Source organism: Pantoea sp. CCBC3-3-1 (assembly GCF_007981265.1).
Lineage (GTDB): Bacteria > Pseudomonadota > Gammaproteobacteria > Enterobacterales > Enterobacteriaceae > Erwinia.
The window spans coordinates 1,087,930-1,111,392 of record NZ_CP034363.1 but is presented as its reverse complement, the minus strand read 5'-3'; the positions used below and the strand labels follow the sequence as shown (position 1 = coordinate 1,111,392).

25 protein-coding genes and 1 pseudogene are annotated in these 23,463 nt (G+C 53.6%); 8 read left to right on the top strand and 18 right to left on the bottom strand.

Annotation, left to right across the window (positions count from 1 at the left end; genetic code table 11):
- Window positions 1-106 precede the first annotated feature (106 nt).
- Genes EHV07_RS05105 through EHV07_RS05095 form a run of 3 tightly spaced genes read right to left on the bottom strand, consistent with a single transcriptional unit; the run spans window position 107 to window position 1,793 of the window.
- Window positions 107-751: a DUF799 domain-containing protein gene (locus tag EHV07_RS05105; protein ID WP_147195700.1), complete on the bottom strand. Its 645-nt coding sequence runs from the start codon at window positions 749-751 to the stop codon at window positions 107-109.
- Window positions 751-1,104 (bottom strand): DUF4810 domain-containing protein, encoded by a 354-nt coding sequence (locus tag EHV07_RS05100; protein ID WP_147195698.1) that lies wholly within the window; start codon window positions 1,102-1,104, stop codon window positions 751-753. The genes EHV07_RS05105 and EHV07_RS05100 overlap by 1 nt, the downstream gene beginning before the upstream one ends.
- 11 nt (window positions 1,105-1,115) lie before the next feature.
- Window positions 1,116-1,793, bottom strand: coding sequence for a CsgG/HfaB family protein (locus EHV07_RS05095; RefSeq protein WP_147195696.1), 678 nt, complete (start codon window positions 1,791-1,793; stop codon window positions 1,116-1,118).
- A gap of 243 nt (window positions 1,794-2,036) precedes the next feature.
- On the opposite strand from EHV07_RS05095, the gene EHV07_RS05090 reads away from it, so the two are divergent.
- Window positions 2,037-2,462, top strand: coding sequence for a cell envelope integrity TolA C-terminal domain-containing protein (locus tag EHV07_RS05090; protein WP_147195693.1), 426 nt, complete (start codon window positions 2,037-2,039; stop codon window positions 2,460-2,462).
- Here EHV07_RS05090 and EHV07_RS05085 read toward each other — a convergent pair.
- A complete protein-coding gene (locus EHV07_RS05085; protein ID WP_371419679.1) occupies window positions 2,449-3,489 on the bottom strand; it encodes an AraC family transcriptional regulator in 1,041 nt (346 codons plus the stop codon). The two genes, EHV07_RS05090 and EHV07_RS05085, sit on opposite strands and share 14 nt — an antisense overlap.
- A gap of 85 nt (window positions 3,490-3,574) precedes the next feature.
- Window positions 3,575-4,579, bottom strand: coding sequence for a phosphotransferase enzyme family protein (locus tag EHV07_RS05080; RefSeq protein WP_147195691.1), 1,005 nt, complete (start codon window positions 4,577-4,579; stop codon window positions 3,575-3,577).
- Between the two features lie 228 nt (window positions 4,580-4,807).
- Here EHV07_RS05080 and eat point away from each other — a divergent pair, with 228 nt between their 5' ends.
- Window positions 4,808-6,172, top strand: a complete 1,365-nt coding sequence (gene eat, locus EHV07_RS05075; protein WP_147195689.1) for an ethanolamine permease — start codon at window positions 4,808-4,810, stop codon at window positions 6,170-6,172.
- Between the two features lie 8 nt (window positions 6,173-6,180).
- On the opposite strand, the gene mak is transcribed toward eat, so the two are convergent.
- Window positions 6,181-7,092, bottom strand: coding sequence for a fructokinase (gene mak / locus EHV07_RS05070; protein ID WP_147195687.1), 912 nt, complete (start codon window positions 7,090-7,092; stop codon window positions 6,181-6,183).
- A gap of 142 nt (window positions 7,093-7,234) precedes the next feature.
- Between mak and rdgC the strand changes: the two genes are divergently transcribed.
- Window positions 7,235-8,146: a recombination-associated protein RdgC gene (rdgC, locus tag EHV07_RS05065; protein WP_147195686.1), complete on the top strand. Its 912-nt coding sequence runs from the start codon at window positions 7,235-7,237 to the stop codon at window positions 8,144-8,146.
- A 48-nt stretch (window positions 8,147-8,194) separates the two neighbouring features.
- On the opposite strand, the gene ppnP is transcribed toward rdgC, so the two are convergent.
- From ppnP to aroL, 4 genes are all read right to left on the bottom strand, one after another.
- Complete coding sequence (gene ppnP / locus EHV07_RS05060; RefSeq protein ID WP_147195684.1) at window positions 8,195-8,485, bottom strand: pyrimidine/purine nucleoside phosphorylase; 291 nt, start codon at window positions 8,483-8,485, stop codon at window positions 8,195-8,197.
- A gap of 61 nt (window positions 8,486-8,546) precedes the next feature.
- The gene (locus EHV07_RS05055; RefSeq protein ID WP_147195683.1) at window positions 8,547-9,224 is read right to left on the bottom strand and encodes an AroM family protein; all 678 of its coding nucleotides are present in this window, start codon (window positions 9,222-9,224) and stop codon (window positions 8,547-8,549) included.
- Between the two features lie 468 nt (window positions 9,225-9,692).
- Window positions 9,693-9,884 carry a YaiA family protein gene (locus tag EHV07_RS05050; RefSeq protein ID WP_147195681.1) on the bottom strand — a complete coding sequence of 64 codons (192 nt, stop codon included), beginning with the start codon at window positions 9,882-9,884 and terminating at the stop codon, window positions 9,693-9,695.
- Window positions 9,885-10,121: 237 nt separating this feature from the next.
- Window positions 10,122-10,646 (bottom strand): shikimate kinase AroL, encoded by a 525-nt coding sequence (gene aroL, locus EHV07_RS05045; protein WP_147195680.1) that lies wholly within the window; start codon window positions 10,644-10,646, stop codon window positions 10,122-10,124.
- A gap of 301 nt (window positions 10,647-10,947) precedes the next feature.
- Between aroL and EHV07_RS05040 the strand changes: the two genes are divergently transcribed.
- Entirely contained in the window at window positions 10,948-11,658 is a 711-nt protein-coding gene (locus EHV07_RS05040) for a DUF2076 domain-containing protein (protein ID WP_147195678.1), read from the top strand.
- Between the two features lie 59 nt (window positions 11,659-11,717).
- Here EHV07_RS05040 and EHV07_RS05035 read toward each other — a convergent pair whose 3' ends face one another.
- Genes EHV07_RS05035 through EHV07_RS05025 form a run of 3 tightly spaced genes read right to left on the bottom strand, consistent with a single transcriptional unit; the run spans window position 11,718 to window position 13,191 of the window.
- Window positions 11,718-12,170, bottom strand: coding sequence for a YaiI/YqxD family protein (locus tag EHV07_RS05035; protein WP_147195676.1), 453 nt, complete (start codon window positions 12,168-12,170; stop codon window positions 11,718-11,720).
- 46 nt (window positions 12,171-12,216) lie between these two features.
- A complete protein-coding gene (locus EHV07_RS05030) occupies window positions 12,217-12,663 on the bottom strand; it encodes a DUF421 domain-containing protein (protein WP_147195675.1) in 447 nt (148 codons plus the stop codon).
- Window positions 12,664-12,672: 9 nt separating this feature from the next.
- Entirely contained in the window at window positions 12,673-13,191 is a 519-nt protein-coding gene (locus EHV07_RS05025) for a hypothetical protein (protein WP_147195673.1), read from the bottom strand.
- Window positions 13,192-13,290: 99 nt separating this feature from the next.
- On the opposite strand from EHV07_RS05025, the gene proC reads away from it, so the two are divergent.
- Window positions 13,291-14,100: a pyrroline-5-carboxylate reductase gene (proC, locus tag EHV07_RS05020; RefSeq protein WP_147195672.1), complete on the top strand. Its 810-nt coding sequence runs from the start codon at window positions 13,291-13,293 to the stop codon at window positions 14,098-14,100.
- Window positions 14,101-14,313: 213 nt separating this feature from the next.
- Here proC and EHV07_RS05015 read toward each other — a convergent pair whose 3' ends face one another.
- The 3 genes from EHV07_RS05015 to EHV07_RS24455 form a co-directional block, all read right to left on the bottom strand.
- Window positions 14,314-15,834: an FAD-dependent oxidoreductase gene (locus EHV07_RS05015; RefSeq protein WP_147195670.1), complete on the bottom strand. Its 1,521-nt coding sequence runs from the start codon at window positions 15,832-15,834 to the stop codon at window positions 14,314-14,316.
- Window positions 15,835-15,983: 149 nt separating this feature from the next.
- Window positions 15,984-16,244: an anti-adapter protein IraP gene (iraP, locus tag EHV07_RS05010; RefSeq protein ID WP_147195668.1), complete on the bottom strand. Its 261-nt coding sequence runs from the start codon at window positions 16,242-16,244 to the stop codon at window positions 15,984-15,986.
- 210 nt (window positions 16,245-16,454) lie between these two features.
- Window positions 16,455-16,610, bottom strand: a complete 156-nt coding sequence (locus EHV07_RS24455; protein WP_168199594.1) for a hypothetical protein — start codon at window positions 16,608-16,610, stop codon at window positions 16,455-16,457.
- Between the two features lie 274 nt (window positions 16,611-16,884).
- Here EHV07_RS24455 and EHV07_RS05005 point away from each other — a divergent pair, with 274 nt between their 5' ends.
- Window positions 16,885-19,965, top strand: coding sequence for a beta-galactosidase (locus EHV07_RS05005; protein ID WP_147195666.1), 3,081 nt, complete (start codon window positions 16,885-16,887; stop codon window positions 19,963-19,965).
- Window positions 19,966-19,995: 30 nt separating this feature from the next.
- On the opposite strand, the gene EHV07_RS05000 is transcribed toward EHV07_RS05005, so the two are convergent.
- Window positions 19,996-21,213, bottom strand: a complete 1,218-nt coding sequence (locus tag EHV07_RS05000; protein ID WP_147195664.1) for a multidrug efflux MFS transporter — start codon at window positions 21,211-21,213, stop codon at window positions 19,996-19,998.
- Window positions 21,214-21,643: 430 nt separating this feature from the next.
- Here EHV07_RS05000 and EHV07_RS04995 point away from each other — a divergent pair, with 430 nt between their 5' ends.
- Window positions 21,644-21,814, top strand: coding sequence for a general stress protein (locus tag EHV07_RS04995; protein ID WP_147195662.1), 171 nt, complete (start codon window positions 21,644-21,646; stop codon window positions 21,812-21,814).
- A 107-nt stretch (window positions 21,815-21,921) separates the two neighbouring features.
- Window positions 21,922-22,719: pseudogene (locus EHV07_RS04990) on the top strand (alcohol dehydrogenase catalytic domain-containing protein); the annotation flags it as partial.
- Between the two features lie 427 nt (window positions 22,720-23,146).
- On the opposite strand, the gene cspA reads toward EHV07_RS04990, so the two are convergent.
- The gene (cspA, locus tag EHV07_RS04985) at window positions 23,147-23,359 is read right to left on the bottom strand and encodes an RNA chaperone/antiterminator CspA (RefSeq protein ID WP_125288360.1); all 213 of its coding nucleotides are present in this window, start codon (window positions 23,357-23,359) and stop codon (window positions 23,147-23,149) included.
- Window positions 23,360-23,463 lie beyond the last annotated feature (104 nt).

Sequence of the window (23,463 nt, the reverse complement as noted above, 5' to 3'; positions counted from 1 at the left end):
CCGCGGGAAAAGTGAATAAAATGGGGCGCAGATAGCAGACAAACTCAAAGCGCGCGGGACACATGCCAGCGCTATGTTAACAGGGCGCCGTCTGGCGCCCTGTCCATCAAGGTTTTACTGCCTTCGCACGAGGCCCGGCCAGGATCCCGCCGTTGGTGTTAGCCGTTAGCAACCGCGTGCTTGCCACACCAGCAATAGTGTGCGCCTCATCGGTCACTTTATTGCTGATTTGCTTCACCACAGCCGCCACGAGGATGCCCAGGCCGCTGTTGGTGCTGCTGTTTTCGTTGTCGGACGCCGACGCCATTCCGCTCCAGATCTGCTTGCCGCTACGCAGATCGACCAGCTTCGCGGTAGCCGTCACGGTGGTCACGCTATCAACAAGCACGTATTTGGTCCCGTAATGGGTGACGTCGATATAGAGCGCCGCATCGGCGTTGAAAATGCTGCGAAGCTTAGCCGTACTGACGCTACGAATATCCGTGGCATTGGTCAGGCCGTTCTGCCTGAAGGTTTCTTCCACCACCGCGACCGGAAACACGTAGTAACCCGATTCGGCCAGCGGCTGCGTCACCATCGACACAAAGCTGTGGGCGGCATTGATATCCGTGGTTTCATTTTGTGCAGGCAGTACCAGAATAGAAGCCGGCTTGCTCTCACGAAAGGCGGTGTAGTCATAGGGCGCTTTTTTCGCGCAGCCGGTCAGTGCCATCACCGAAAAGAAAGCAAAAAAGGCCAAAAAGAGTTTCATTATTGTGCTCCCTGCTTATTACGCATCAGGAAATCCATATAGGAAGAAGATTCAGGGAAGGCCATTTTTTCGGCGCTGAACTGCTGAAAGGCCAGGTCAGTTCTTCCGGTGTTAGCATAAAGTAATCCCAGCTGCGCATGCAGCCCCGGCGCGACAGGCTTATTTTTTGCCTGAGCTTCCTGAATAACTTTATTCAGCGTGTCGATATTTTTTTCCGGCGCCGTTCCCTCTTTATAATAACTGTATAAAGAAGACTGATAGTCGCCCCAGTAATAGATGCTGGTCGTTTTTTGCGCGCAGGCAGTTAACATCAGCATTGTGGCGGCCACAACGCTAAATTTAATAATCTTCATAATATTCCCCGTTATTTAACCGGACGCCAGGCGCCTGAATCAATTGCGCTGACCAGATGATTCACCGCTTCGCGAATGGCCAGATCCATCACCTTGCCATTCAGCGTAGAGTCATAGCTGGCCGTGCCGCCAAAGCCGATAACTTCACGGTTAGATAACTGATATTCCCCTGCGCCCTGCACGCTATAAACCACTTCTGACGTCGCCACATCCACCACGTTCAGATTGACTTTCGCGTAGGCGACCTGGGTTTTTCCGCTGCCGAGAATGCCCCACAGCTGCTGGTCGCCAACTTCTTTACGGCCAAATTCGGTGATGTCGCCGGTTACAACATAATCGCCGCCTTTGATTGACTGCGTGCTGTGCTTATAGCCTGCTTCGGCCTTCAGCTCATCCAGGTTGGCGCGATCCAGCACGTTAAAACGGCCGGTTTGCTGGAGATGGGTAATAAGAATGGTTTTAGACTGATTACCAAGACGATCCACACCGTCAGAGAAAATACCGTTCATATAAGCCGAACGATTATCAAATTTACCGACGGCAATCGGACTTTTTATTCCCTGATAGGCAGGCTGGCTGGCTGCGGTCACCTGAGGTGCTTCGATAGTCCGGGAAGATTCGCTGGCACAACCGCTGAGAACAGCACAGTTAATTAACGCCAAAGCAACAAGATTAAAATAAGGTTTCATTCGTTTTCTTTTCCATGAATAAAGTTAGAGCATCCGGCATTCCGCGCTGGAGAATACAATAAGAAAACAGAAAAGTCCTGGAGTATATAACGTGCCACTGCGAATTAATGACTTTCCCTGTTTCAACGCTGCAGGCGAAAAATCTGTAAATCACCTGTTTATGCCGGAATAACCTGTCAGCGGAAAGCTAACGAGGTAGACTATCGGCAGCATTAAGAAATTCTTTAGTTTTCAGGGGTAAAAATGATAGCCGATGCGATAAAGACCAGCCTGGCAGGCGGCACGATACTGCTCACGCTTCTGCTGGCGGGCTGCCAGAGCAGCTCGCCGCCCCGAACCGGCACCGCGCCGCCCACGCAGCAGGAATTGCAGCAGGTGGCAGATAAACAGTGTGCCAGCGCCAAATCAGACCAGCAGGAAACCTGTCGTTATCTGGCGAAAATGCAGTACGGCGTTATCAGAAACTTTTATGACGCCAACAAATATAAGGGGCGTGAATGTGCGGCGACCATCAGTTACGGTCAGCAAGGTCGCTACAACGTGCAGAGCACTGCCGGCGACGAACGGCTCTGTCTGAAAGTCTGGGGCGTTATCAGCAGCGCCACCTGGCTTCCTGCCCCGCCGAAAAATCTGCCGCGTCGTACGGTGATAGATTTTAAACCGCTCTAGCCTCATCCTGTCGCCACTGCCTTGGGCTGATGCCGAACCAGCGGCGGAAAGCCCGGGAAAAAGCACTGACCTCGGAGTAGCCCAGCAGCAGCGCCATTTCCGATATCGGTAGCTGCTTTTGCTGTAAATAGTGCGTGGCCATCTCGCAGCGCACTTTATCCACCAGCGCGCTGAAACTCAGGTTTTCATCACGCAGACGACGCTGTAGCGACCAGCTGGACATGCCCATTTTTTCCGCGACATCTTCCAGCACCGGTTCGCCTTTCATCAGCATCAGATGCACCTGAGCACGCGCCTGATCGACAAGACTTTGCTGAGGCGTCGCGCTGTTCAGACGACGAATCGCGTCCTGCATCACCATCAGCAGCAGAGGATCGCTGTCCGGCATGGTTCGCATCAGATCGCGTTTGGGGATCAGTAAAGAGTTATAAGGCTGATCGAACCAGACCGGCGCGTCAAAAACTTTGCAGTGCTCGTGCCACTGCGACGGTCGCGGATGTTCAAAATGAACCTCTCGCGGTGCCCAGTTCTTTCCCGCTACGTGGCGGATCAGGTTCAAAAACATCCCTAACGTCAGTTCAGCATCCTGCCGCCGACTGAGGATTGCACCATGTCGAACCTGATAATCGAGCCGCCAGCAGTCGCCTTTGTCGGTCAGCCGTGTCAGGGTATCGTGCTGATGCCAGGGAAAAGCGTTAACCACGTTATGCAGTGCCTGCTCAAGCGTGGCGGAACAGAGGCCAATATAGCCGATCAGACCTAATGACTGCGGTTTAAACTGCCTGCCGTAGTGCAAACCGAAGTTATCAAAACCCGAGAAACGTGCCGCTTCTTCCATGACCCGACAGTAGTTGATCAATCCCAAACTTAGCGTTGGACTGCTTAGCTGCTCGGGATCGATGCCACTGACGCCATAAATGCGGTCGATATCGCCGCCTTTATCACAGATAAATTCACTCAGCCCGCTGGCGGCGGCGGCCAGTACACCATGATTGCAGGCAAAGCTGGCTGTCAGCGCTGCCGCCATATCGGGCTGTTTGAGTAGTCCGGTTTCCATCATCATCGCCTCAGCTACAGAGAATATCCTGTAACCCAGCAATTTCCGTACCAGTTCAGACACCCACTGGCAGTTCAGTGGTTTCAAGGTAGCGATGACACAGACGAACCGAATGATCCGCCCACTGCGGCCCAAGACTTTGCGCCATCTCGGTTTGCGCATGGGAACCTACCCATGCCAGCAGCTGGATGCGGCGCTGGATCAGTAGCGTTGGCACCATTGCCATCTCTTCGTCACTGATGTGCGCGACCTGCTCATAGCCTTTGATCCAGTTATCAACCCAATCCGCTGCACGAGGATGGTGCTCCACAAAACTGATCGCTGCCGCAAGATCGTGCAGATACCAGCCCATGCCGCAATCGTCAAAATCGATCACCCGGGTTTCGCCCTTGTGCAGCAGCAAATTTGTCAGACGCAGATCGGCATGGATCAAGCCGTAGCGAGCAGGATCCTTGCCGAACGTCGCCAGCTCGTGCCCAACGCGTGCAATAACGTCTTCAACCGTGTGATGATCTCGCGCTAACAGGCCCGGTGCATCCCGCCAGTCGCCCCAGTGGCTTTGCGGGCTGACCATGGAGTGATGATCCCAGATAATGCGCTGAAATCCTGCGGGTTTCTGCCAGCTTTTGCTGTGCTGATGCAGCCGGGCGGTAATGTGGCCAAGCTGCTGAAACGCCCGCGGATCGACGTCGGTGGTTGGCATATCACCTTCAATCCAGTCAAACAATACGGCGTACCGGACGCTGCCATCCGCCAGCGTAAGATTCTGTACCGCCTGCCCGTCGCAATCAGTAATTGCCTGAGGCACGACAATACCGGTCTCACGCAGGGCATTCAGCCAGTGCAGTTCGCTTTCAATATCGGCACGCTGATGATAGTTGCCGCGATGCAGGCGCAGCGCAAAACGTTTTCCTGCGGCTTCCAGTAAAAAGGTGGCGTTTTCCGAGCGGCAAAGCAGGCTCAGTTTGCCCTCTGCTGCAAAGGGATAGCGGCTCAGCGCGCGCCGGGCAAGCTGCATCAGCGCACTGTTGTCTAAATCGTCATATTGCCTGGCGGTCATAGTCTGGCTCCTGATGGATTGGCGTTAGCCGTCATGGTGATACCAGCATGGCTTCGCCCGCGCAGACTCGCTTGACCGCAGACGACCCTCTTTTGACTTTAGCGTACATCCGGCACTTTTTTTGCTTCTGAGTTGACAGCAGAGCACAAAAATCATTACCGCCGCGTCAAGTTTCACCCCGACACCGGCTGCATTATCGACTGACAATATTTGAACGGGGATATCAGTATGACAAGCAAGCTAAAGCCCACGCTGGGCACAATACATCTGTGGGGCATTGCGGTAGGTCTGGTGATTTCCGGCGAGTACTTTGGCTGGAGTTACGGCTGGGGCGTAGCCGGCACCCTGGGCTTTCTCGTCACTACCGCGCTGATCGCGACGATGTATACCTGTTTTATCTTTAGCTTCACCGAACTGACCACGGCGATCCCGCACGCTGGCGGCCCGTTTGCTTACAGCCGCCGCGCCTTTGGCGAAACGGGCGGGCTGATTGCCGGGATGGCAACGCTGATTGAATTTGTCTTTGCGCCACCGGCGATCGCCATGGCCATCGGTGCCTACCTGAACGTGCAGTATCCGGGCCTCAATCCCAAATACGCTGCCGTCGGCGCTTACCTTGTGTTTATGACCTTAAATATTTTAGGCGTGAAGCTGGCCGCCATGTTTGAACTGGTGGTGACAATCCTGGCGGTTGTGGAGCTGCTGGTGTTTATGGGCGTGGTTGCACCGGGCTTCAGCATGACTAACTTTGTCGCGCACGGCTGGTCTGGCGGCGATCGTTTTGGTATGCCGGCCGTCTCCGGGATTTTTGCCGCAATCCCGTTTGCTATCTGGTTCTTCCTGGCGATTGAAGGGGCTGCGATGGCGGCGGAAGAAGCGAAAGATCCGAAGCGCACCATTCCAAAAGCCTATATCGCCGGGATCCTGACGCTGGTGGTGCTGGCAATCGGCGTGATGCTGTTGGCCGGTGGCGCAGGCGACTGGCGCAAGCTGTCGGATATTAACGACCCGCTGCCGCAGGCGATGAAAATGATTGTTGGCGAGCACTCTAACTGGATGCATATGCTGGTATGGATTGGGCTGTTCGGCCTGATCGCCAGCTTCCACGGCATCATCCTTGGCTATTCGCGTCAGTTCTTTGCGCTGTCCCGCGCCGGTTATCTGCCCGCTGGCCTGGCTAAACTTTCCCGTTTTCAAACCCCGCATCGGGCAATTATTGCCGGCGGCATCATTGGCATTGCGGCTATCTTCAGCGATGGCTGGATTAATTTGCAGGGCATGACGCTGACGGCCGCGATGATCACTATGGCGGTTTTCGGCGCTATCGTGATGTATCTGATGAGTATGCTGAGTTTATTCCGCCTGCGTCGTACCGCACCGGAGCTGGATCGCTCGTTTCGCGCGCCGGGCTACCCGATTGTGCCCGGCATCGCGCTGGTGCTGGCGCTGGTGTGCCTGATTGCCATGCTGTGGTTTAACCCGGTCATCGGCGGCCTGTTCCTGGTATTTATGGTGGCAGGATATCTCTATTTTCTGATGACCAAAAGCCAGCGCGACAGCGCTCCGCGTGATGCAATGCTGGTGGGAGAATAGCGTTTTGGCTATTGCTGGTGCGGCCACAGCCAGGCCGCACCGCGTACCCCGCTGGAGTCGCCATGCATCGCCTTTCGGATTGGCGTGGCGAACTCTCCACCCAGCACCCAGGGCTTAATCAGCTGTGGCAGCGTCTGGTAAAGGCGCTCCACGTTACTCATTCCGCCGCCGAGAACAATCACCTCCGGATCGAGAATATTTACGACGTGTGCCAGCGATTTTGCCAGTCGGGTTTCGTAACGACTCAACGCCAGTTCTGCCAGCGGATCCTGTTTCTCCACCAGCCCGACGATTGCCGGTCCCTGCTGCTCAATGCCGCTCAAACGATGGTAATCGGTAGCAAAACCGGTGCCGGAAACAAAGGTTTCGATGCAGCCCGCTTTGCCGCAGTAGCAGGGCACTTCCTGACTGAAACGCACTTCGTCCTCATCCATCCACGGCAGCGGATTATGTCCCCATTCGCCCGCATTCCCATTGCTGCCATTGTGCGACAGGCCGTTTAGCGCCACGCCAGCCCCACAGCCGGTGCCAATAATGACGGCGAACACCGTCTGGAACCCGGCTGCTGCCCCGTCCTGAGCTTCGGAAACCGCCAGGCAATTAGCGTCGTTGGCGACACGCACTTCACGGCCTAACATTTTTTGCAGATCCTCTCTCAGCGGCTGGCCGTTCAGCCAGGCTGAATTGGCGTTTTTGACCCGCTGCGTCAGGCGAGAAAGCGAACCTGGAATGCCAATGCCGACGCTACCCTGCTGGCCCGTTTTTTCTTCAACCAGCCGAACCAGCTCCGTCACCGCGCGCATTGTCTGATGATAATCGCCTTTCGGGGTTGCCACACGATGACGGAACAGCGTGGCGCCCTGCTTATCCAGCGCGATCGCTTCAATTTTCGTGCCGCCTAAATCTATGCCGATACGCACTTGTTATTCCTCATTATTTAAAAGCCTGACATTTACCTTAGAAGGGGTCTGGCGGAAACACAATGAAACCCCGCCGCCGATTCGCTATCATGCGCGCTGACTTTGTATTAGCGCGCACGAAGCGCCGGAGAGGGAAAGCACAATGCTGTGGTTTAAAAATTTGATGGTATATCGTCTGAATCGCGAGATCCCGCTGGCGGTGGACGAGATGGAAAAACAACTTGAGGCATTCTCTTTCACTCCTTGCGGCAGCCAGGATATGGCAAAAACCGGTTGGGTTTCTCCGATGGGTTCCAGGGGCGAGGCGCTGACTCACGTCAATAACGGACAAATTCTGATCTGCGCTCGCAAAGAAGAAAAAATCCTGCCTTCGCCGGTGATTAAGCAGGCGCTGGAAGCCAAAATCAGCAAGCTGGAAGCGGAACAACAGCGCAAGCTGAAAAAGACCGAAAAGGATTCACTGAAGGATGAAGTGCTGCACAGCCTGCTGCCACGCGCCTTTAGCCGTTTCAGCCAGACCTTTTTATGGATTGATACCGTCAACAACATGATCATGGTTGACTGCGCGAGCGCTAAAAAAGCGGAAGATACGCTGGCGCTGCTGCGTAAAAGCCTGGGATCGCTGCCGGTGGTGCCGCTGACGCTGGAAAGCCCTATCGAGCTGACCCTGACCGAATGGGTGCGTTCTGGCGATACGCCAGCAGGCTTTGCGCTGATGGATGAAGCGGAGCTGAAGGCGCTGCTGGAAGATGGCGGCGTAATCCGCTGTAAGAAGCAGGATCTGGTTTGCGATGAAATTGCGAATCATATTGAAGCGGGCAAGCTGGTGACGAAACTGGCGCTGGACTGGCAGGAGCGTGTACAGCTGGTGCTGTCGGATGACGGCTCTCTGAAACGCCTGAAGTTTGCCGATACGCTACGTGAACAGAATGACGATATCGATCGTGAAGATGTGGCGGCGCGATTTGATGCGGACTTTATTCTGATGACCAGCGAGCTGACGGCGCTGATCGGTAACACCATTGAAGCACTGGGCGGCGAAGCTCAGCGTTAAGGGTTTTCTGCCAGCGCTGCTTATTCAGCGCTGGCAAATACCGTGACGTTAGTCTTTCAGATAACGGCAAAGGTAGGCCGAAGGCTCGGCAACTTGCAGATGAAACTCGCTATGACCCGGCACGTTAAAAACCTCGCCCGGGCCAACGTGTTGCCACTCTGTGTCGCCAGGCAACAGCACAGCCAGCGAGCCGCTTACCACGGTCATCTCTTCAGGCTGACCCGTGCCAAACGTATATTCCCCTTCCACCATCACCCCGACGCTGGCGCGTCCGGTACTGGCGCTGTCAAACCCGATCGATTTCACTTTTCCTTCAAAGTACTCACTGACATTGAGCATAGAAATATCCTTAGAATCAGAGACAAAGGTAAGTAACGTGCCATCCCCGGACCGTGTTGGTTTATGCCACCAGTTCCGCTGCCAGTTTAGCAATCAGCGTATTGGATAACAGCACGGGAATGCCCAACATTTTCTGTAGAAAATCACGATGGCGTTGATGAAAGCCCAGGCAATCCAGCACCACGACATCCGCGCCCTGCTCCTGAAGCTGCAATGCGGCCTCAGTCAGTTCATGATCCGTTGGCTGCCAGGGATTTGCCACCACATAATGGGGCTTCTGCGCCAGGCTTTGCCATTTATAGGCCTGCTCGTCGAGATACTCCTCGCGCGCTACCATAATCCCAACCTGATGCCCACCGGTAATAGCATTTACCAGCGGCGGCAAAATGCTGTAGGGCTCAAGCAGAACGGCATTCTCGGCAACCAGGTTTTTATATTCGCCGCTACAGAGCAGCAAAAAGGTTTCAAAACCCTGGTCTTCCAGTTTCTTGATCAGTTCTTGCAACGCGATTTCAACTCGCGCGGCTGAGAGCACGACATAGGATCCGTCTTCCATATGCGTCATCGTCACTTTCTCACCCGGCTGCGGCGCATAGCGCTGTTCGATTTCAGCCGCTGACAAACCGTCCAGCAGGCCAAAATGGGCAATTCTGTCTTCCGGCAGATGTTCCAGCAGCAAAGGCTGAAGATCGCGGCGAGGTGCCTGTCCCAAGGTTAAAGTGGCGAGCGTTTGTTTCATTCTATTTCTTTCCGCAATATTCACTGTATCGGCGGTCTGATGCTTACTGGTACCACAATCGGCTGTTTCAAAGAATGAAAACGCAGCTTCTGCCTCGGAACGGATCAGTGTTTCACTTGGTGTAAGGGTGTCTGTCAAAAAGTCGATCAATGCTTTATCCAGTTTGGCTTTAGAAAAGCTTGCGGTCAGGGACAATGATTAGTTGCAGCGAAAATATGATGCCGCCCGGCCGGGGTCAAGCTTTAATCCCACTGCCAGAACAAAATTACGCAGTGAGATCTGTTGAAAATAAAGGCTTTTATTAAAAATGAATGACCAGAATAAGCAAACAGATGAGCGTTGCCCCTCGCTGGCCCTGATTTACAGTAGAATGTGCTGAATTTAACGGGACAAAAAGGCCGGCCCCGGCTGTACAGCAACTGAACACAATACTATCAGTTGGTTATACGGCATCCCTGCCGGTCTGGATCATTCTTTCTCTTTGTCTTCATAACGCGCTTTCGCGTCCAGCGCTTCCTGCTCGGTTTCATGCTCGCTAATCAACGTATCGGGTTTAGGGTGATCGGCACGGAGTTCATACCACGTGACAGTTTTGTCTGAGGACCCTTTTTCTACCGGTACGATATGCGATTCTCGTGGATACGGCGGTCTGCCTGGCATACGATTTCCCTCTTGTTTAAGAACTTTCACTCTGGCTGGCAACGTTGGCCTGCACAGCGTCTCCGTGCTTTAAGTATAGACAAGGGTTGATAATTCTCTGCCTTCCGGTAAGAAGTTGAGACAATTCGCAGCAAATACAGAGGTCAGAAGAGGTAAATCAGGCACGCATCCACGCCGGCGGCGTGTTCAGCAGCTACAGCACGCCTGAGCTAAAGGCGATGGTGGCAGAAGCGAATTTTAACTGGCTCGCGCCAGCGCGAGCGCGGAAATAATACTTTCCACTACCTTGTCAGGGTGCTGCATGGCGTTGATAACCACATGACAGGTTTCCTGATAAAGCGCGTCGCGCGCGGCCAGCACTTCAACCATTTCTTCAGCAATGGGACGGCCAGTAAGGGTAGGACGCTGCTCCTGTTCCGGGTACGCTTCCAGACGCGCCGCCAGAACGCCAGCCTCGGCATTCAGATAGATAACCTGCCCGTGCTCACGCATAAAGGCACGATTTTCCGGCGCCAGCACCATGCCGCCCCCCGTCGCGATAACGGCGCCCGGTTGCGTAACGGCGTGCAGTGAATGCGTTTCACGCTGTCGAAAGCCTTGCCATCCTTCCGCTGCGACAATGTCCGTAACCGTCCGGCCAGTAGTGTTTTGCAGATGACGATCGGTATCGCTGAAGGCATAGCCCAGCGCACAAGCCAGAGCCTGACCTACGGTCGTTTTTCCACAGCCACGCGCGCCGATCAGATAAATGGGTAAAGGCATAACTGGTCCTTCCTCAGCTTGTTCGTCGTCGCGATCCAGGCGGCGATTACGGATGATGATTAATGCACCGCATCATACCGATTATTTTCTGCCGTCACCAGTAGTCACTATTTCTTTACACCCCCAAAAGGCATTTTTGTTGATATTACGTTGATTTAACAACATAAAGAGGGTGTGAATTAATCTTTACACAATTAAAAGATGGTCGTAACGCGCGGCAACATTTCCTTACCCGAACCCCATTTACTTTCTGCTGTTCTGACCCAATATAAGGTAATTATCCGTCATTGAGGGATCCCTTATGCAGAGCGAAGAACAAAAGCTAATTGAAAGCCTGTTTAGCCGACTAAAACAGGCCGAAACCCAGTCAGGTCCGCGCGATGCCGCAGCTGAAAAACTGATCCAGCAGCAGCTACAGCAGCAGCCCGGCGCACCTTATTATATGGCGCAGGCGATCCTGATTCAGGAAGCGGCAATGAAGCAGCTTAATAACCGTGTTAACGAGCTGGAAGCCAAACTGGCGCAGGCGCAGCAGCAGCAACCGCAGCAGAGTAGCGGCGGCTTCCTGTCCGGCTTGTTTGGTGGCGGTAACAAGCCGCAGCCAGCTCAGCCTCAGCAATCCCCCTGGGGTAATGCGCCACAGCAGCAACAGGGCTATGCGCCACCCCAGCAGCAGGGCTATGCGCCTGCGCCCGCAGCGCCTTCAGCAACCCGAGGCTTTTTAGGCGGCGCGCTGCAAACGGCCGTCGGTGTGGCGGGTGGTGTGGTAATGGCAGATATGCTTACCAGCATGTTCCATCATTCTCAGCCGGAAGAGATCGTCAATATTATCAACGAGCCTGCGATGCCGCAGGAGAGCTTCGATAACAATCTTGATACCTTTAATCACGGCGACGGTCAGTTCCTGAATCAGGATGCCGGACTACAGCAGGACTACGCCAATGATTATAGCGATTTCGGCAGCGACGGCTTCGACAGCGATGACTTTGGCGACGACGACAGCTTTGTTTAAAGCGTAGCGGGCGGGATTACCCCCTTTTCTGCCACCTCGTTAAAAACGCTAATCCTGGATTAGCGTTTTTTTTGCGCCTGTAGCCACTTGTCCAGCTCGTTGGCAAACTGCTGCCGGTCACGCTGGTTCAGCGTGCTGGGGCCACCGGTTTGTATGCCGCTCGCCCGCATCGTGTCCATGAAGTCGCGCATAGTCAGCCGTTCACGAATGGTCGCCTCGCTGTAGCGTTCACCGCGCGGGTTTAGCGCAATCGCACCCTTTTCCATCACTTCAGCCGCCAGGGGAATATCGGCGGTAATCACCAGATCGCCAGCCTGAGCTCTTTGCACAATTTCATTGTCGGCTACGTCAAAGCCAGCCGGTACGCGCAGCGTTTTTAAAAAACGCGAAGGCGGTACGCTCAAGGGCTGATTCGCCACCAGCGTCACCATCATCTGTTCGCGGTCAGCCGCGCGATACAACACTTCTTTAATCACTTTTGGACACGCGTCGGCATCCACCCAAATCGGCATAGCAGGTTCCCTTTAACCAGGTAAGGCATTGTCAGCCAGAAGCCGGTTACTGGCTGTCTGGAATAATGCTGATCTTACCGTTTTTCTCCAGGATGGCGAATTTGATCTGATCCAACCGCTCCAGACCCGCGCTGCTGCGGGCTGTATTGAGGATATCGTCTTCAGAAATCCCGGCGCGGCGGGCACGTTCCGGCAGCAGGCGCCCATGTTCTACCAGGATCAGCGCCGTGCCGTCAATTAACCTGTCCAGCCGGGGAAAGCGTGCTTTCATCATGCCGAACAGGATATCAACCACAATGAGCGTAATAATGGTCAGCGAAGCACCCGTCACGGAAAAATCATTCCCCAACAGCGCCTGCTGGGTCGCCTCACTGATAATCAACAGTAAAATCAGATCGAACGAGGTCATCTCCAGCAGCGTACGACGCCCGGCAATTTTCAAAACAATCATCAGCAGCAGATACATACTTGCTGCGCGCAATACGGTTTCCATCAGCGGCTCCTAAGGGTAAATCCATTGGGTAAAATGCACGCTGGTGGCGTTATCCAGAGTAATCGTCACCGGAAAACGTCCCGGATTTTGTGCCTGAGCGCCAATCCAAACCGTTGCGCCATCACGAAATCGTGGAGAAGCCCAGCTAAGCTCAAGACTGTTTTTTGTACTGGTCGCCTGTTGCGGCTGCGGCTGAAGCGATTGGATTTGAAAATTTTCCATCTCCTCACCGCTGATACTCAGCGTAAAACGATCGCCATGCTGAGGTTTAACGCGGACCGTCATCACCATATCGCTGTCAAGCAGGCCAAAGCGCTCATACTGAACCTGTAATGCCCCCTCCTTTGAGGTCGCCACGCCCTTGCTCAGTATGCCTTTGGAAAACAGCCCACAGGCCCCCAGAATCACTATCGTGAACAGGAAAAAATAGCCGATATGCTGGATCCGCCATTCCACGCGTTGCCAAAACATGTGTTCCTGGATGGGATAATGTCGGCTGCGTTCTTCGTCTTGTGAATTACTGTCCATTGCAGGCTCCTTGTCGATGCTTAAGCGTAGCCGAAGCTGGATTAAGGTGGGAAATGACGTAAGCTGGAGGCAGTGAAAACCAAAACAGGATGCAGTGTAATGGAGAAAAAAATTGGCTTTATTGGCTGCGGCAACATGTCGAAAGCCATCATCGGCGGGCTGGTCTCTTCCGGCCTGGTGAAAGCAGAAAACATCTGGGTCTACGATCGTAAGGCCGCCACCAATCATGAGATGCAGCAGCAGCATGGCATTACGCCAGCCGACAGCGCCCAGGAAGTGGCAAAGCAGGCAGATATCCTGTTTGGTGCAGTAAAACCCAACGTCATCCTGAACGTGTTGAAAGAGGTCTCCGGTAGTCTCAATAAGGATACCGTCGTGGTCTCCATTGCCGCAGGCGTCACGCTGGACTCTCTGGCAAACGTGCTGGGACATGACCGCAAGCTGGTGCGCGTGATGCCCAATACACCAGCGCTGGTGAACGAAGGAATGACGTCCGTGACGCCAAACGTGCTGGTAACAAAAGAAGAGGCAGACGAGATCCTGCAAATCTTTAACGGTTTCGGTAAAGCGGAGCTGGTACCGGAATACCTGATCCACTCCGTGGTCGGCGTGAGCGGCTCAGCGCCAGCCTACGTATTTATGTTTATCGAAGCGATGGCCGATGCGGCTGTGCTGGGCGGAATGCCGCGCGCGCAGGCGTATCAGTTTGCCGCTCAGGCGGTGAAAGGTTCGGCGCAAATGGTGCTGGAAACCGGCAGGCATCCTGGCGAGCTGAAAGATATGGTGTGCTCGCCAGGCGGCACCACGATTGAGGCGGTACGCGTGCTGGAAGAAAAAGGTTTCCGTTCCGCGGTGATTGAGGCGATGCAGCAGTGTATGGCCAAATCGAAAAGCATGAGCGACGCGTAAAAAGTCTGGTGATCTTTTCCTCAAACAAACAACGCGTTTGCCAAAGCGAAAGGGACACGGGCCGGTAATAAAGCGACACGGGCCACGGACGACCCGTATCGAGTGGGCAGTGACGCCGCTTTTTGCGTCTTTATGGAGGGTCCGTGTCCCTTTCGCTACCGCCCTTGCACTGTTACTTCAGATATCGCTTGAAAAAGAGGTCTCAGTAAATCATCAGCCCAGCGCTTTCTGCGCCAGCGCGGACGCTTCGGCCATCGTCATCGGCTTTTGCATTCTGCGGATCAGTTCGGCGGTAAAGGTGTACATGCCGCAGGAAACCACCGCAGCAAGCTGACCTCTCTGGCCGTATAGCGCCACAAACGTCTTCTCTTTCAGTGACCCCACCAGCCGATAGTCGTCCCACTCTTTGGCATGACCAAGATACTCATAGCGCGTGCCAAACTGCGCGGTCCAGAAAAAAGGCACCCGGTCAAATTCCTCGCCCTGACCTAACATATTTTTTGCCGCAATCCGTCCCTGCTGCTGCGCCACTCGCCAGTGCTCAATGCGCAGTGAGCCAGATGCCGACGGGAACGTGGCGATATCGCCTGCTGCCCAGACCTCGCTGGCAACCTCCAGATAATCGTTAGTGGTGATGCTGCCATCATCATTAAGGGGAATATCGTGGATAAAGCCGGTGCCCGGAGCCACCCCCGTAGCCAGTAAGACCTGATTTGCAGGGATCGTTTGTCCGCTTTTTAGCTGCACCGCGCTCACATGGCCATTATCGCCTTTCAGATCCGCCAGTTCGCCTTCGATAAACTCAACGCCCTTTTCCTCATGCAAATCGCGGAAGTATTGTGCTATCTGCTCACCAAACTGCTTTTTAAACGGCAGCGGATCGCGAGCGATCACCTGGACTTTGACTTTTTTTGCTCGTAAGGCCGAGGCAAGCTCCATCCCGATAAAGCTGTTACCGATAATCACCAGCTGGCTGCTGTCATCCACCTCTTTCAGCAACGTATCCGCCTGTTCAATGCTCCTGAGCACGTGAACGCCAAACAGCGCAGGCAAATCCGGACGCTGAGGGATACCGCCAGTAGCAATCAGCAGCTTGTCATAATGCAGCGTCGATCCATCGGCAAAACGTAACGTCTTCGCTTTGCTATCCAGCTGCTCCACGTCGCCGTGCTTGCGTTCAGCAAACTGCATGAAATCATCCTGTAAAAGCGGCGGTACTTCACTGATTTTCATGTTGCCGGACGGCACAAATTTAGTCAGCACCGTGCGATCGTAAGGTGCTTCGGTTTCACGATCGACCAGGATCAATTTACCTGCAAAACCTTCGCGACGCAGCGTCCATGCTGCCGCCGCACCCGCCGCGCCCGATCCTAAAATGACGAATACCGGCTCCTGACGATCGGCAGCAAACGAATACGCGGGCAGCGGTTGGGGGTTCACCTGCACCATTCCGTTTTCGACCCGCACTGGATAGCGTTTCAGATCGCTTAAGGCCAGCGGTTCACAAAGGCTGCCATCCTTGATGTCAAAATTCGCTTTGTGCCAGGGGCAAACCAGCTTTCCGTCGTAAATAGCGCCCTGCTCTAATGGCGCGCCGGAATGGGGACATTTTGCCTGAAAGGCTTTCACCTCTTGCTGGTCACGGATGAGCAAAATTTCTTCGTCACCGACAGGCACTCTGACAGGTTTTAACGAGGGTAAGTCCTGGAGGACAATGGCATTTTGATAGCTCACGACAGGCTCCTTTCTTCTTATGTTGTGACACGTTGAGAAGTAATAAGCCTGGCATTAACAGGGAGATCGACCACGCCAGGAGGCCGAAACCGCGGGGATTTTAAAATTAATTAGATGATTTTCATGAATTATTTTTTTTGTTAGAAATGTTAATTACGCGGGTGAGTAAGCAGACGCTGGATATAATTATTCAGCATAGAACTGTCATGGCTGTTGACGTTTTGCGAATCTGAAGCGCTTTGCATCGCCTGACTGATATTATCGGTAATCTGCTGTAACTGGCCGACTTCCAGTTTGCGCAGAATGGCGGTCACTACGATTTCCAATGCCTCAACCTGAGCCACCAGTTCTTTTGATTCTTCTTCTTTTTCCGCCAGTCTGACTAACAGTTCAGCGATAAGATTTTTCATGGAAGGTCTCAGTTATTGTTGAACGAGACGAATGTCTCATCTGAGGCGAGACGGTAACATCGGGCAGGTAAAAAGAAAACAGATAATCGCGTTAATTATTCGTGAGTTAAGCCAAATTATCCCGCTATCGCTCGCATATTACTTTGCAGAACAGAAAGTAAAGCGATAAAAGATCAGGAGCCAGAGTATCCGCTCTGGCTCCTGTCATTATTAGTGGCCTGGGCCTTGTGAGAAGCCGCCGCGAGGGCCGCCGCCACCGCCCCAGCCACCACCACCGCCACCACCGCCGCCCGGAGGTGGGAACAGACAACCGCTCAGGGCTGTTACCAGCGCAATGACACTTACTGCTTTGATCAATCGACTCATCGTTATTTCCTCGTGGTAACGTTGGCGCTGATAGTAAGCGCCGTTTTAGTTGCCGACAATGCAGAAGATTCCTGTTCGGGGCGGTTTTTACGGTGGGTAACAGCGCTTAACGGTTTCATTGCGGTAATCCGTATTAATACTAACCCTTGTCAGGCATTACCGGAAAAAGCTCAGGGTAATTTGCTGCGAGCCAGCTCGCAGGATCGCTGTTTACGACTTTACAGCGCCCCACTTCCTCGTCAATGTGAGCGCATAACATTTTCGGGGTATCGCCATGACATTCGCTCGTTCGTTAACGCTGCCGCAGCTGCTCATCCGTCGTGACTGGGAAAATCCAGCCATCACTCAACTTTATCGCCTGCCTTCGCATCCCCCTTTTGCAAGCTGGCGCTCGCTTCAGGATGCAAAAGATGACGTGCCCAGCGCCAGCGTTCAGTTACTGAATGGTGAATGGACATTCAGCTATTTTTCTCAGCCGGAACAGGTACCGGAGCACTGGCTGGAAGCGGATCTTAGCGATGCCGGGCGGCTAACCGTTCCCGCCAACTGGCAGCTGGCGGGCTTCGATCGTCCCATTTATACCAATGTGCAGTATCCGATCCCGGTCGATCCGCCCTTTGTTCCCGTCACAAATCCGACCGGCTGCTACTCCCGCACCTTCTACTGTGCCGATGACTGGCTGGCGGATGGACAGGTTCGTATTCAGTTTGAAGGCGTAAACTCCGCCTTTTATCTCTGGTGTAATGCGCATTTTATCGGTTATTCGCAAGACAGCCGCCTGACCGCAGAATTTGATCTGACGCCTGCGTTACAGGCTGGCGAAAACCGGCTTGCGGTGCTGGTACTGCGCTGGAGCGATGGCAGCTACCTGGAAGATCAGGATATGTGGCGTATGAGCGGAATTTTCCGCGATGTCAGCCTGTTGCATAAGCCCAGCGTGCGGCTTGAAGATATTCAGATTGAAACGCATCTCAGCCCGGAATTTCACTCCGCCCGTTTACAGGTGCTGGCCGTTTGCTCGCACATTGAGGCCAGCGATTACCAGGTCGAGGTCGCGCTATGGCACAACGATCGCTGCGTCGCCGCACAGCGTCAGGCGTTGATCAGCCAGACCGTTGATGAGCGTGGGTGCTATCACGACCGCACCACTGTGAATCTGCATGTTGAACGGCCGCTGCTCTGGAGTGCCGAAACCCCTCATCTCTATCGTGCCACTCTTTCTCTGCTGGATCGGTCGGGTCATCTGCTGGAAGTCGAAGCGTATGATGTGGGTTTTCGCAAAATAGAAATTCATCAGGGACTGCTGAAACTCAACGGCAAAGCGCTACTGATTCGGGGCACTAACCGCCACGAACATCATCCTGAAAACGGCCAGGTCATGGACGAGGCGACGATGATTAAGGATATCCGGCTGATGAAACAGCATAATTTCAATGCGGTACGCTGCTCGCATTATCCCAATCATCCTTTGTGGTATCGGCTGTGCGACCGTTATGGTCTGTATGTGGTGGATGAAGCCAACATCGAAACGCACGGCATGCAGCCCATGAACCGCCTGTCTGACGATCCGCAGTGGTTCAATGCTTTTAGCGAACGCGTTACCCGCATGGTGCAGCGGGATCGCAATCATGCCTGCATCATTATCTGGTCGCTGGGCAACGAGTCCGGCCATGGCAGTACGCATGATGCGCTTTATCGCTGGGTTAAAAGCAGCGATACCACTCGTCCTGTGCAATATGAAGGGGGCGGCGCGAATACGGCGGCAACCGACATTATTTGCCCAATGTATGCGCGAGTCGATCAGGACCAGCCGTTTGCCGCCGTGCCCAAGTGGTCGCTAAAAAAATGGATTGGCTTGCCGGAGGAAAACCGGCCATTGATCCTGTGTGAATATGCTCATGCCATGGGCAACAGTCTCGGAGGTTTTGCCCGCTACTGGCAGGCGTTTCGCCAATTTCCTCGTTTGCAGGGCGGCTTCGTGTGGGACTGGGTGGACCAGAGCCTGACGCGTTACGATGAGCAGGGCCAGCCCTGGCAAGCCTACGGCGGTGATTTTGGCGACAAGCCTAACGATCGTCAGTTCTGCATGAATGGCCTGGTTTTTGCCGATCGCACGCCGCACCCTTCCCTGTTTGAAGCGCAGCGCGCGCAGCAGTTCTTCCAGTTTACGCTGGAGGAGACGGTACCGCTAACCATAGCTATCCGCAGCGAATATCTGTTTCGCTTCAGCGATAACGAGCAGCTGCACTGGCACATTGAACACAACGGCAAACGCGTAGCCGGTGGCGAACAAAGGCTTGAGCTGGCACCTGAAGCCAGCGTTTCACTGGTGCTGGGCGACATTCCTGCTCTGAGCGGTGAGCTTTGGCTAAACGTTGCCGTTATACAAACGCAGGCCACGCCCTGGTCTGATGCCGGACGGCGCGTTGCCTGGGATCAATGGCGACTCCCGTCACAGCTGGTACAGCCTGAGAAAATAAATGATAGTTCAGCGGTCGTTTTGCTGGAAAACGCCGACGAAATAGCGTTTTTGCATCATAACCAGCGCTGGCAGTTTTCGCCCCACAGCGGTGAATTAGTGCAGTGGCTAATCGACGACCAGCCCCAGCTGCTCTCTCCTCTGCGCGACTGCTTTGTCCGTGCACCGCTGGACAACGATATTGGGATCAGCGAAGTGAGTAAGGTCGATCCTAATGCCTGGATTGAGCGCTGGCACCGCGCGGGCTTTGACCAGTTAGAGGGGGAATTACTGGAGCTGCACTGCGATCGTCTCCAGCATGGCGCACAGCTGGCAACCGTTCACGCCTGGCGTTTTCAGGGCGACATTCGCTTTATCAGCCGGAAGCTTTATCAGTTAACCCATACCGGCGAAATGAGCCTTCATGTAGAGGTGAAAATTGCGGCCGGTCTTCCGGCACCCGCCAGGATTGGCCTGCGCTGTCAGCTGAGCCAGCCGGCAGAACAGGTGAGCTGGCTGGGTTTGGGACCGCATGAAAACTATCCCGATCGCCAGCTGGCCGCGCAATTTTCCCGCTGGACTTTATCCCCCGATGAACTTTACACGCCCTATGTTTTTCCTTGTGAAAATGGGCTGCGAGGCGGAACCAGAGAACTGGAATTTGGCAGGCTGCACGTCAGCGGCGACTTCCATTTTTCATTAAGCCCTTACAGCCTCGAACAGCTACGTGACGTCTCGCATCGCCATTTATTGCAGCCGGAAGAAGGTCGCTGGCTGCATATTGATGGTTATCATATGGGCGTGGGCGGCGATGACTCCTGGAGCCCCAGCGTCAGCCCGGATTTTCTGCTCTCTGCACAGACTTACCCATACAGCATCGTGCTGAGGGCGAAGTAACGCCTGAAAATCCGGCCCGGGATGCTTCTCTCAGGCCGGTTTATCGGCAGGCGGCTGGTCAGGCTGCCTGCGACGCCACATCATCATTAGCTGAACGGTATTTGCCAACACCACCACTGCCGTTGCCGCAAAAACCCAGCGGAAGCCACCGATAGCGGAAATCCCCGATCCCAGCAGCGGGCCAACGACATTCCCCAGATACATAAACGACTGGTTATAACCGAATATTCTTCCGGTGATGCGGTCGCTGGAGTAACGCAGCAGCAGAGTCTGCACCGCTGGCATCATCGCCCCTTCGGCAAAGCCAAGCAGGAAACGTAATGCCCCGAGCTGGAGTGCACTGTCTGCCCACGACATGGCCATAAACAGGATGATGGTCAGCATTAATGCTGCAAAAAGAATGCGCTGCGCGCCAATCCGGTCACCCAGCTTCCCCAACTTCGGCGCGGAAAACAGCGCTGAAACGCCAGGGATCGCCGCCACCACGCCGCTAATAAAGGCAATGTTCTGCACATCAGGTTCCAGTTGCCGTACAAACAGCGTCAGGATTGGGCTGATGGAACCATTGCAGAGCTGAATAACCAGCGTGGTAATAAACAGACTGACGATAAGCCCAGGATGACTAAGCGAGCGAAAAACCATACTGCCGCTGAGCTTCTCGCCTTTTTTCGCCTGCCGCAGACCTGTTTCTTTAATCAGAAACAGCGTAATCAGAAAACTGGTTAGCAGCAGACAAGAAGTAATCAGGAAAACGGCGCGCAATCCCACCCAATCGGCCAGAAAGCCGCCCATTAGCGGTCCCATAATCACCCCACATATCTGCGCGGTTGACACCATACTCAGCGCCCAGCCGCTGCGCTCACGCGGCACCTGTGACGCGACAAGCGCCATGGCATTGGGGATATAGCCGGAGGTGAGTCCCATCAGCGCCCGCAGCAGCAAGAGCTGCCAAACGTTACTGACAAAGGCCTGCAAAAAGATGACTACGCCCATGCCCAGCGAAGCGCGTAGCAGCATTAGTTTGCGGCCTTTACGATCGGCAAGGCTGCCCCACATCGGCGAGACGATGGCGGAAATCATAAACGTGATGCTGAAAATGAGTCCTGACCATAACGTCAGCGAGCTGGGATCGGTAACGCCAAGTTGCTCAACGTAGAGCGGAAGGAAAGGAATAATTTGACTGATAGCGAGGCCGGTAAACAGACAGCCGAACCAGACTGAGATGAGGTTAACCTTCCAGGATTCCATCTTACCGTTTTAAAGCCTTATAGCAGCTGCGCAAGTTCAGAGTGTATCAAGCGCTTTTTGGTTAAGAGCAACAAAACGCGGGATAGCGATCATTTTAGCGTAGTCTGCTGCCTACTCGCTCTTACAGGAGACAAAACTCTGAAGAAGAGCAGAATGCTCTCTCCTTTCGCAAACGTCTCAGGGCGGGAAAACGCACCATATCAAAACTCTTTCTTATTCTGCTAACGGTGAAAACAAATCTTTCTGGCTGTAACATTTATTGTATCTTCCATTATTACAAACAGTAATGGCCTAATTTTTAATTAATTAATCTCATAACTTGAATATACAGCCATGGCATCTACACTTTACTTTCAACACGACGAAATGTTCATTACATCAGCTTAATAATGGCATTTTATTTTATAATCTAAAATGACTGGAGATTATTATGACAAATCATCGTGGTGGATCAGGAAATTTTGCCGAAGATCGTAAACGTGCATCTGAAGCAGGCAAAAAAGGCGGCCAGCAAAGCGGCGGCAGCTTTAGCAACGATCGGGAAAAAGCCTCTGACGCCGGTAAAAAAGGCGGTCAGAGCGGCAGCAAGAGCCGTAGCTGACGTTGCCTGAATATGTTTTTTATCTGCCCTGGTTTATCTCCGGATAGGCCGGGGCTTTTATTTTACGCCAGAGATTTATCTACTATAAATAAACAGGAGAACTGCTAATGAAAGCTGTTGTCTATCACGGCCCTAAAAATATTTCCGTAAAAGACATTCCCGATGCTGTTATTGAGCATCCCAGTGATGTCCTGGTGCAAATAACCACGACGAATATTTGCGGTTCTGACTTACATATGTATGAAGGACGTACCAGCTTTGAAAAAGGGAAAGTTTTTGGACATGAAAATCTGGGGAAAGTTATTGAAGTCGGTGCGGCAGTTCAAACCGTTAAAGTAGGCGACTATGTCTGCATGCCTTTTAACGTTGCCTGCGGTCATTGTGAAAACTGCGAAAGAGGCCAGACGGCTTTTTGCCTGAATGCTAACCCGGGCGCGGCGGGTGCCGCCTATGGTTTTGCCGAAATGGGACCCTGGCAAGGTGGACAGGCGGAAGTTCTGCGCGTGCCATGGGCTGACTTTAACTGTCTGGTGTTGCCAAAAGATGCCGCTGAACGGGAAGATGATTACGTCATGCTTTCCGATATCTTCCCAACAGGCTGGCACGCCACCGAACTCGCAGGCATGAAGCCAGGCGACAGCGTGGCTATTTACGGCGCGGGGCCGGTAGGATTGATGGCCGCTCATTCAGCCGCCATCAAAGGCGCTTCGCAAATTTTTGTGGTGGATACGCATCCCGATCGGCTCGCCCTGGCCGAAAAATTTGGCGCAACCGCAATCAATGCTGTGGGCCAGCAGGCCGTGGACAAGATCCTTGAGTTGACCGATGGCCGCGGCACCGACTGCGGCTGTGAATGCGTGGGCTATCAGTGCTGCGATAAGCATGGGCATGAAGATAATAGCGTTACGCTAAACAGCCTGGTAGGCAGTACGAAAGCAACAGGAGGCATCGGCGTGGTCGGCGTATTTGTGCCTCAGGATCCGGGTGCCAAAGATCGACTCCAACAGCAGGGTAAGATGGCGTTCGATTACGGAAACTTCTGGTTTAAAGGGCAATTTATGCGAACCGGACAGGCAAACGTGAAGGCCTATAACCGTAACCTTGCACGCCTTATTCAGCACGGGCGAGCGAATCCGGCCGCCATCGTCTCGCACCGTCTAAGCCTTGCCGAAGCGCCTAAAGCCTACGAGCAGTTTGATAAACGCGCCGAAGGCTGGACCAAGGTGCTGTTAAAGCCCTGAATCTCTATAGCCAGAACGCAAAAAACCCGCCATAAGGCGGGTTTTTGGTTTTCACATCAGCCGGTTAGGCGTTTGTGAAAGTTCTCTCGAATTACAGAGCAGTTACGTTAGCAGCTGCTGGGCCTTTCTGGCCGTTTTCGATAGAGAACTCAACTTTCTGACCTTCTTCCAGAGTTTTGAAACCCTGGTTCTGGATTGCAGAGAAGTGTACGAACACGTCTTTGCTGCCGTCAGTTGGAGAAATGAAGCCGAAACCTTTCTCAGCGTTGAACCATTTTACTAAACCAGTCATTTTGTTAGACATTTGTCTTTCCTTCAATAAGTATTAAGCCGCTAAGGGCACGGGGTTTGTCAACAGGGTGGACTTATGAGGCACTTAAGAAGGAAGTCAGGAAGAAGAGATATCTG

What these genes read in the sequence shown, in the direction of transcription:
- EHV07_RS05100 (WP_147195698.1), bottom strand. Translation starts at nt 1,104, where the DNA reads ATGAAGATTATTAAATTTAGCGTTGTGGCCGCCACAATGCTGATGTTA.
- EHV07_RS05080 (WP_147195691.1), bottom strand. Translation starts at nt 4,579, where the DNA reads ATGACCGCCAGGCAATATGACGATTTAGACAACAGTGCGCTGATGCAG.
- EHV07_RS05005 (WP_147195666.1), top strand. Translation starts at nt 16,885, where the DNA reads ATGACATTCGCTCGTTCGTTAACGCTGCCGCAGCTGCTCATCCGTCGT.
- cspA (WP_125288360.1), bottom strand. Translation starts at nt 23,359, where the DNA reads ATGTCTAACAAAATGACTGGTTTAGTAAAATGGTTCAACGCTGAGAAA.
- proC (WP_147195672.1), top strand. Translation starts at nt 13,291, where the DNA reads ATGGAGAAAAAAATTGGCTTTATTGGCTGCGGCAACATGTCGAAAGCC.
- eat (WP_147195689.1), top strand. Translation starts at nt 4,808, where the DNA reads ATGACAAGCAAGCTAAAGCCCACGCTGGGCACAATACATCTGTGGGGC.
- EHV07_RS05085 (WP_371419679.1), bottom strand. Translation starts at nt 3,489, where the DNA reads ATGGCGGCAGCGCTGACAGCCAGCTTTGCCTGCAATCATGGTGTACTG.
- EHV07_RS05035 (WP_147195676.1), bottom strand. Translation starts at nt 12,170, where the DNA reads ATGCCGATTTGGGTGGATGCCGACGCGTGTCCAAAAGTGATTAAAGAA.
- EHV07_RS05000 (WP_147195664.1), bottom strand. Translation starts at nt 21,213, where the DNA reads ATGGAATCCTGGAAGGTTAACCTCATCTCAGTCTGGTTCGGCTGTCTG.
- EHV07_RS05095 (WP_147195696.1), bottom strand. Translation starts at nt 1,793, where the DNA reads ATGAAACCTTATTTTAATCTTGTTGCTTTGGCGTTAATTAACTGTGCT.
- EHV07_RS05025 (WP_147195673.1), bottom strand. Translation starts at nt 13,191, where the DNA reads ATGGACAGTAATTCACAAGACGAAGAACGCAGCCGACATTATCCCATC.
- EHV07_RS05055 (WP_147195683.1), bottom strand. Translation starts at nt 9,224, where the DNA reads ATGAAACAAACGCTCGCCACTTTAACCTTGGGACAGGCACCTCGCCGC.
- EHV07_RS24455 (WP_168199594.1), bottom strand. Translation starts at nt 16,610, where the DNA reads ATGAGTCGATTGATCAAAGCAGTAAGTGTCATTGCGCTGGTAACAGCC.
- EHV07_RS05050 (WP_147195681.1), bottom strand. Translation starts at nt 9,884, where the DNA reads ATGCCAGGCAGACCGCCGTATCCACGAGAATCGCATATCGTACCGGTA.
- ppnP (WP_147195684.1), bottom strand. Translation starts at nt 8,485, where the DNA reads ATGCTCAATGTCAGTGAGTACTTTGAAGGAAAAGTGAAATCGATCGGG.
- EHV07_RS05090 (WP_147195693.1), top strand. Translation starts at nt 2,037, where the DNA reads ATGATAGCCGATGCGATAAAGACCAGCCTGGCAGGCGGCACGATACTG.
- aroL (WP_147195680.1), bottom strand. Translation starts at nt 10,646, where the DNA reads ATGCCTTTACCCATTTATCTGATCGGCGCGCGTGGCTGTGGAAAAACG.
- EHV07_RS04995 (WP_147195662.1), top strand. Translation starts at nt 21,644, where the DNA reads ATGACAAATCATCGTGGTGGATCAGGAAATTTTGCCGAAGATCGTAAA.
- iraP (WP_147195668.1), bottom strand. Translation starts at nt 16,244, where the DNA reads ATGAAAAATCTTATCGCTGAACTGTTAGTCAGACTGGCGGAAAAAGAA.
- EHV07_RS05040 (WP_147195678.1), top strand. Translation starts at nt 10,948, where the DNA reads ATGCAGAGCGAAGAACAAAAGCTAATTGAAAGCCTGTTTAGCCGACTA.
- EHV07_RS05105 (WP_147195700.1), bottom strand. Translation starts at nt 751, where the DNA reads ATGAAACTCTTTTTGGCCTTTTTTGCTTTCTTTTCGGTGATGGCACTG.
- rdgC (WP_147195686.1), top strand. Translation starts at nt 7,235, where the DNA reads ATGCTGTGGTTTAAAAATTTGATGGTATATCGTCTGAATCGCGAGATC.
- EHV07_RS05030 (WP_147195675.1), bottom strand. Translation starts at nt 12,663, where the DNA reads ATGGAAACCGTATTGCGCGCAGCAAGTATGTATCTGCTGCTGATGATT.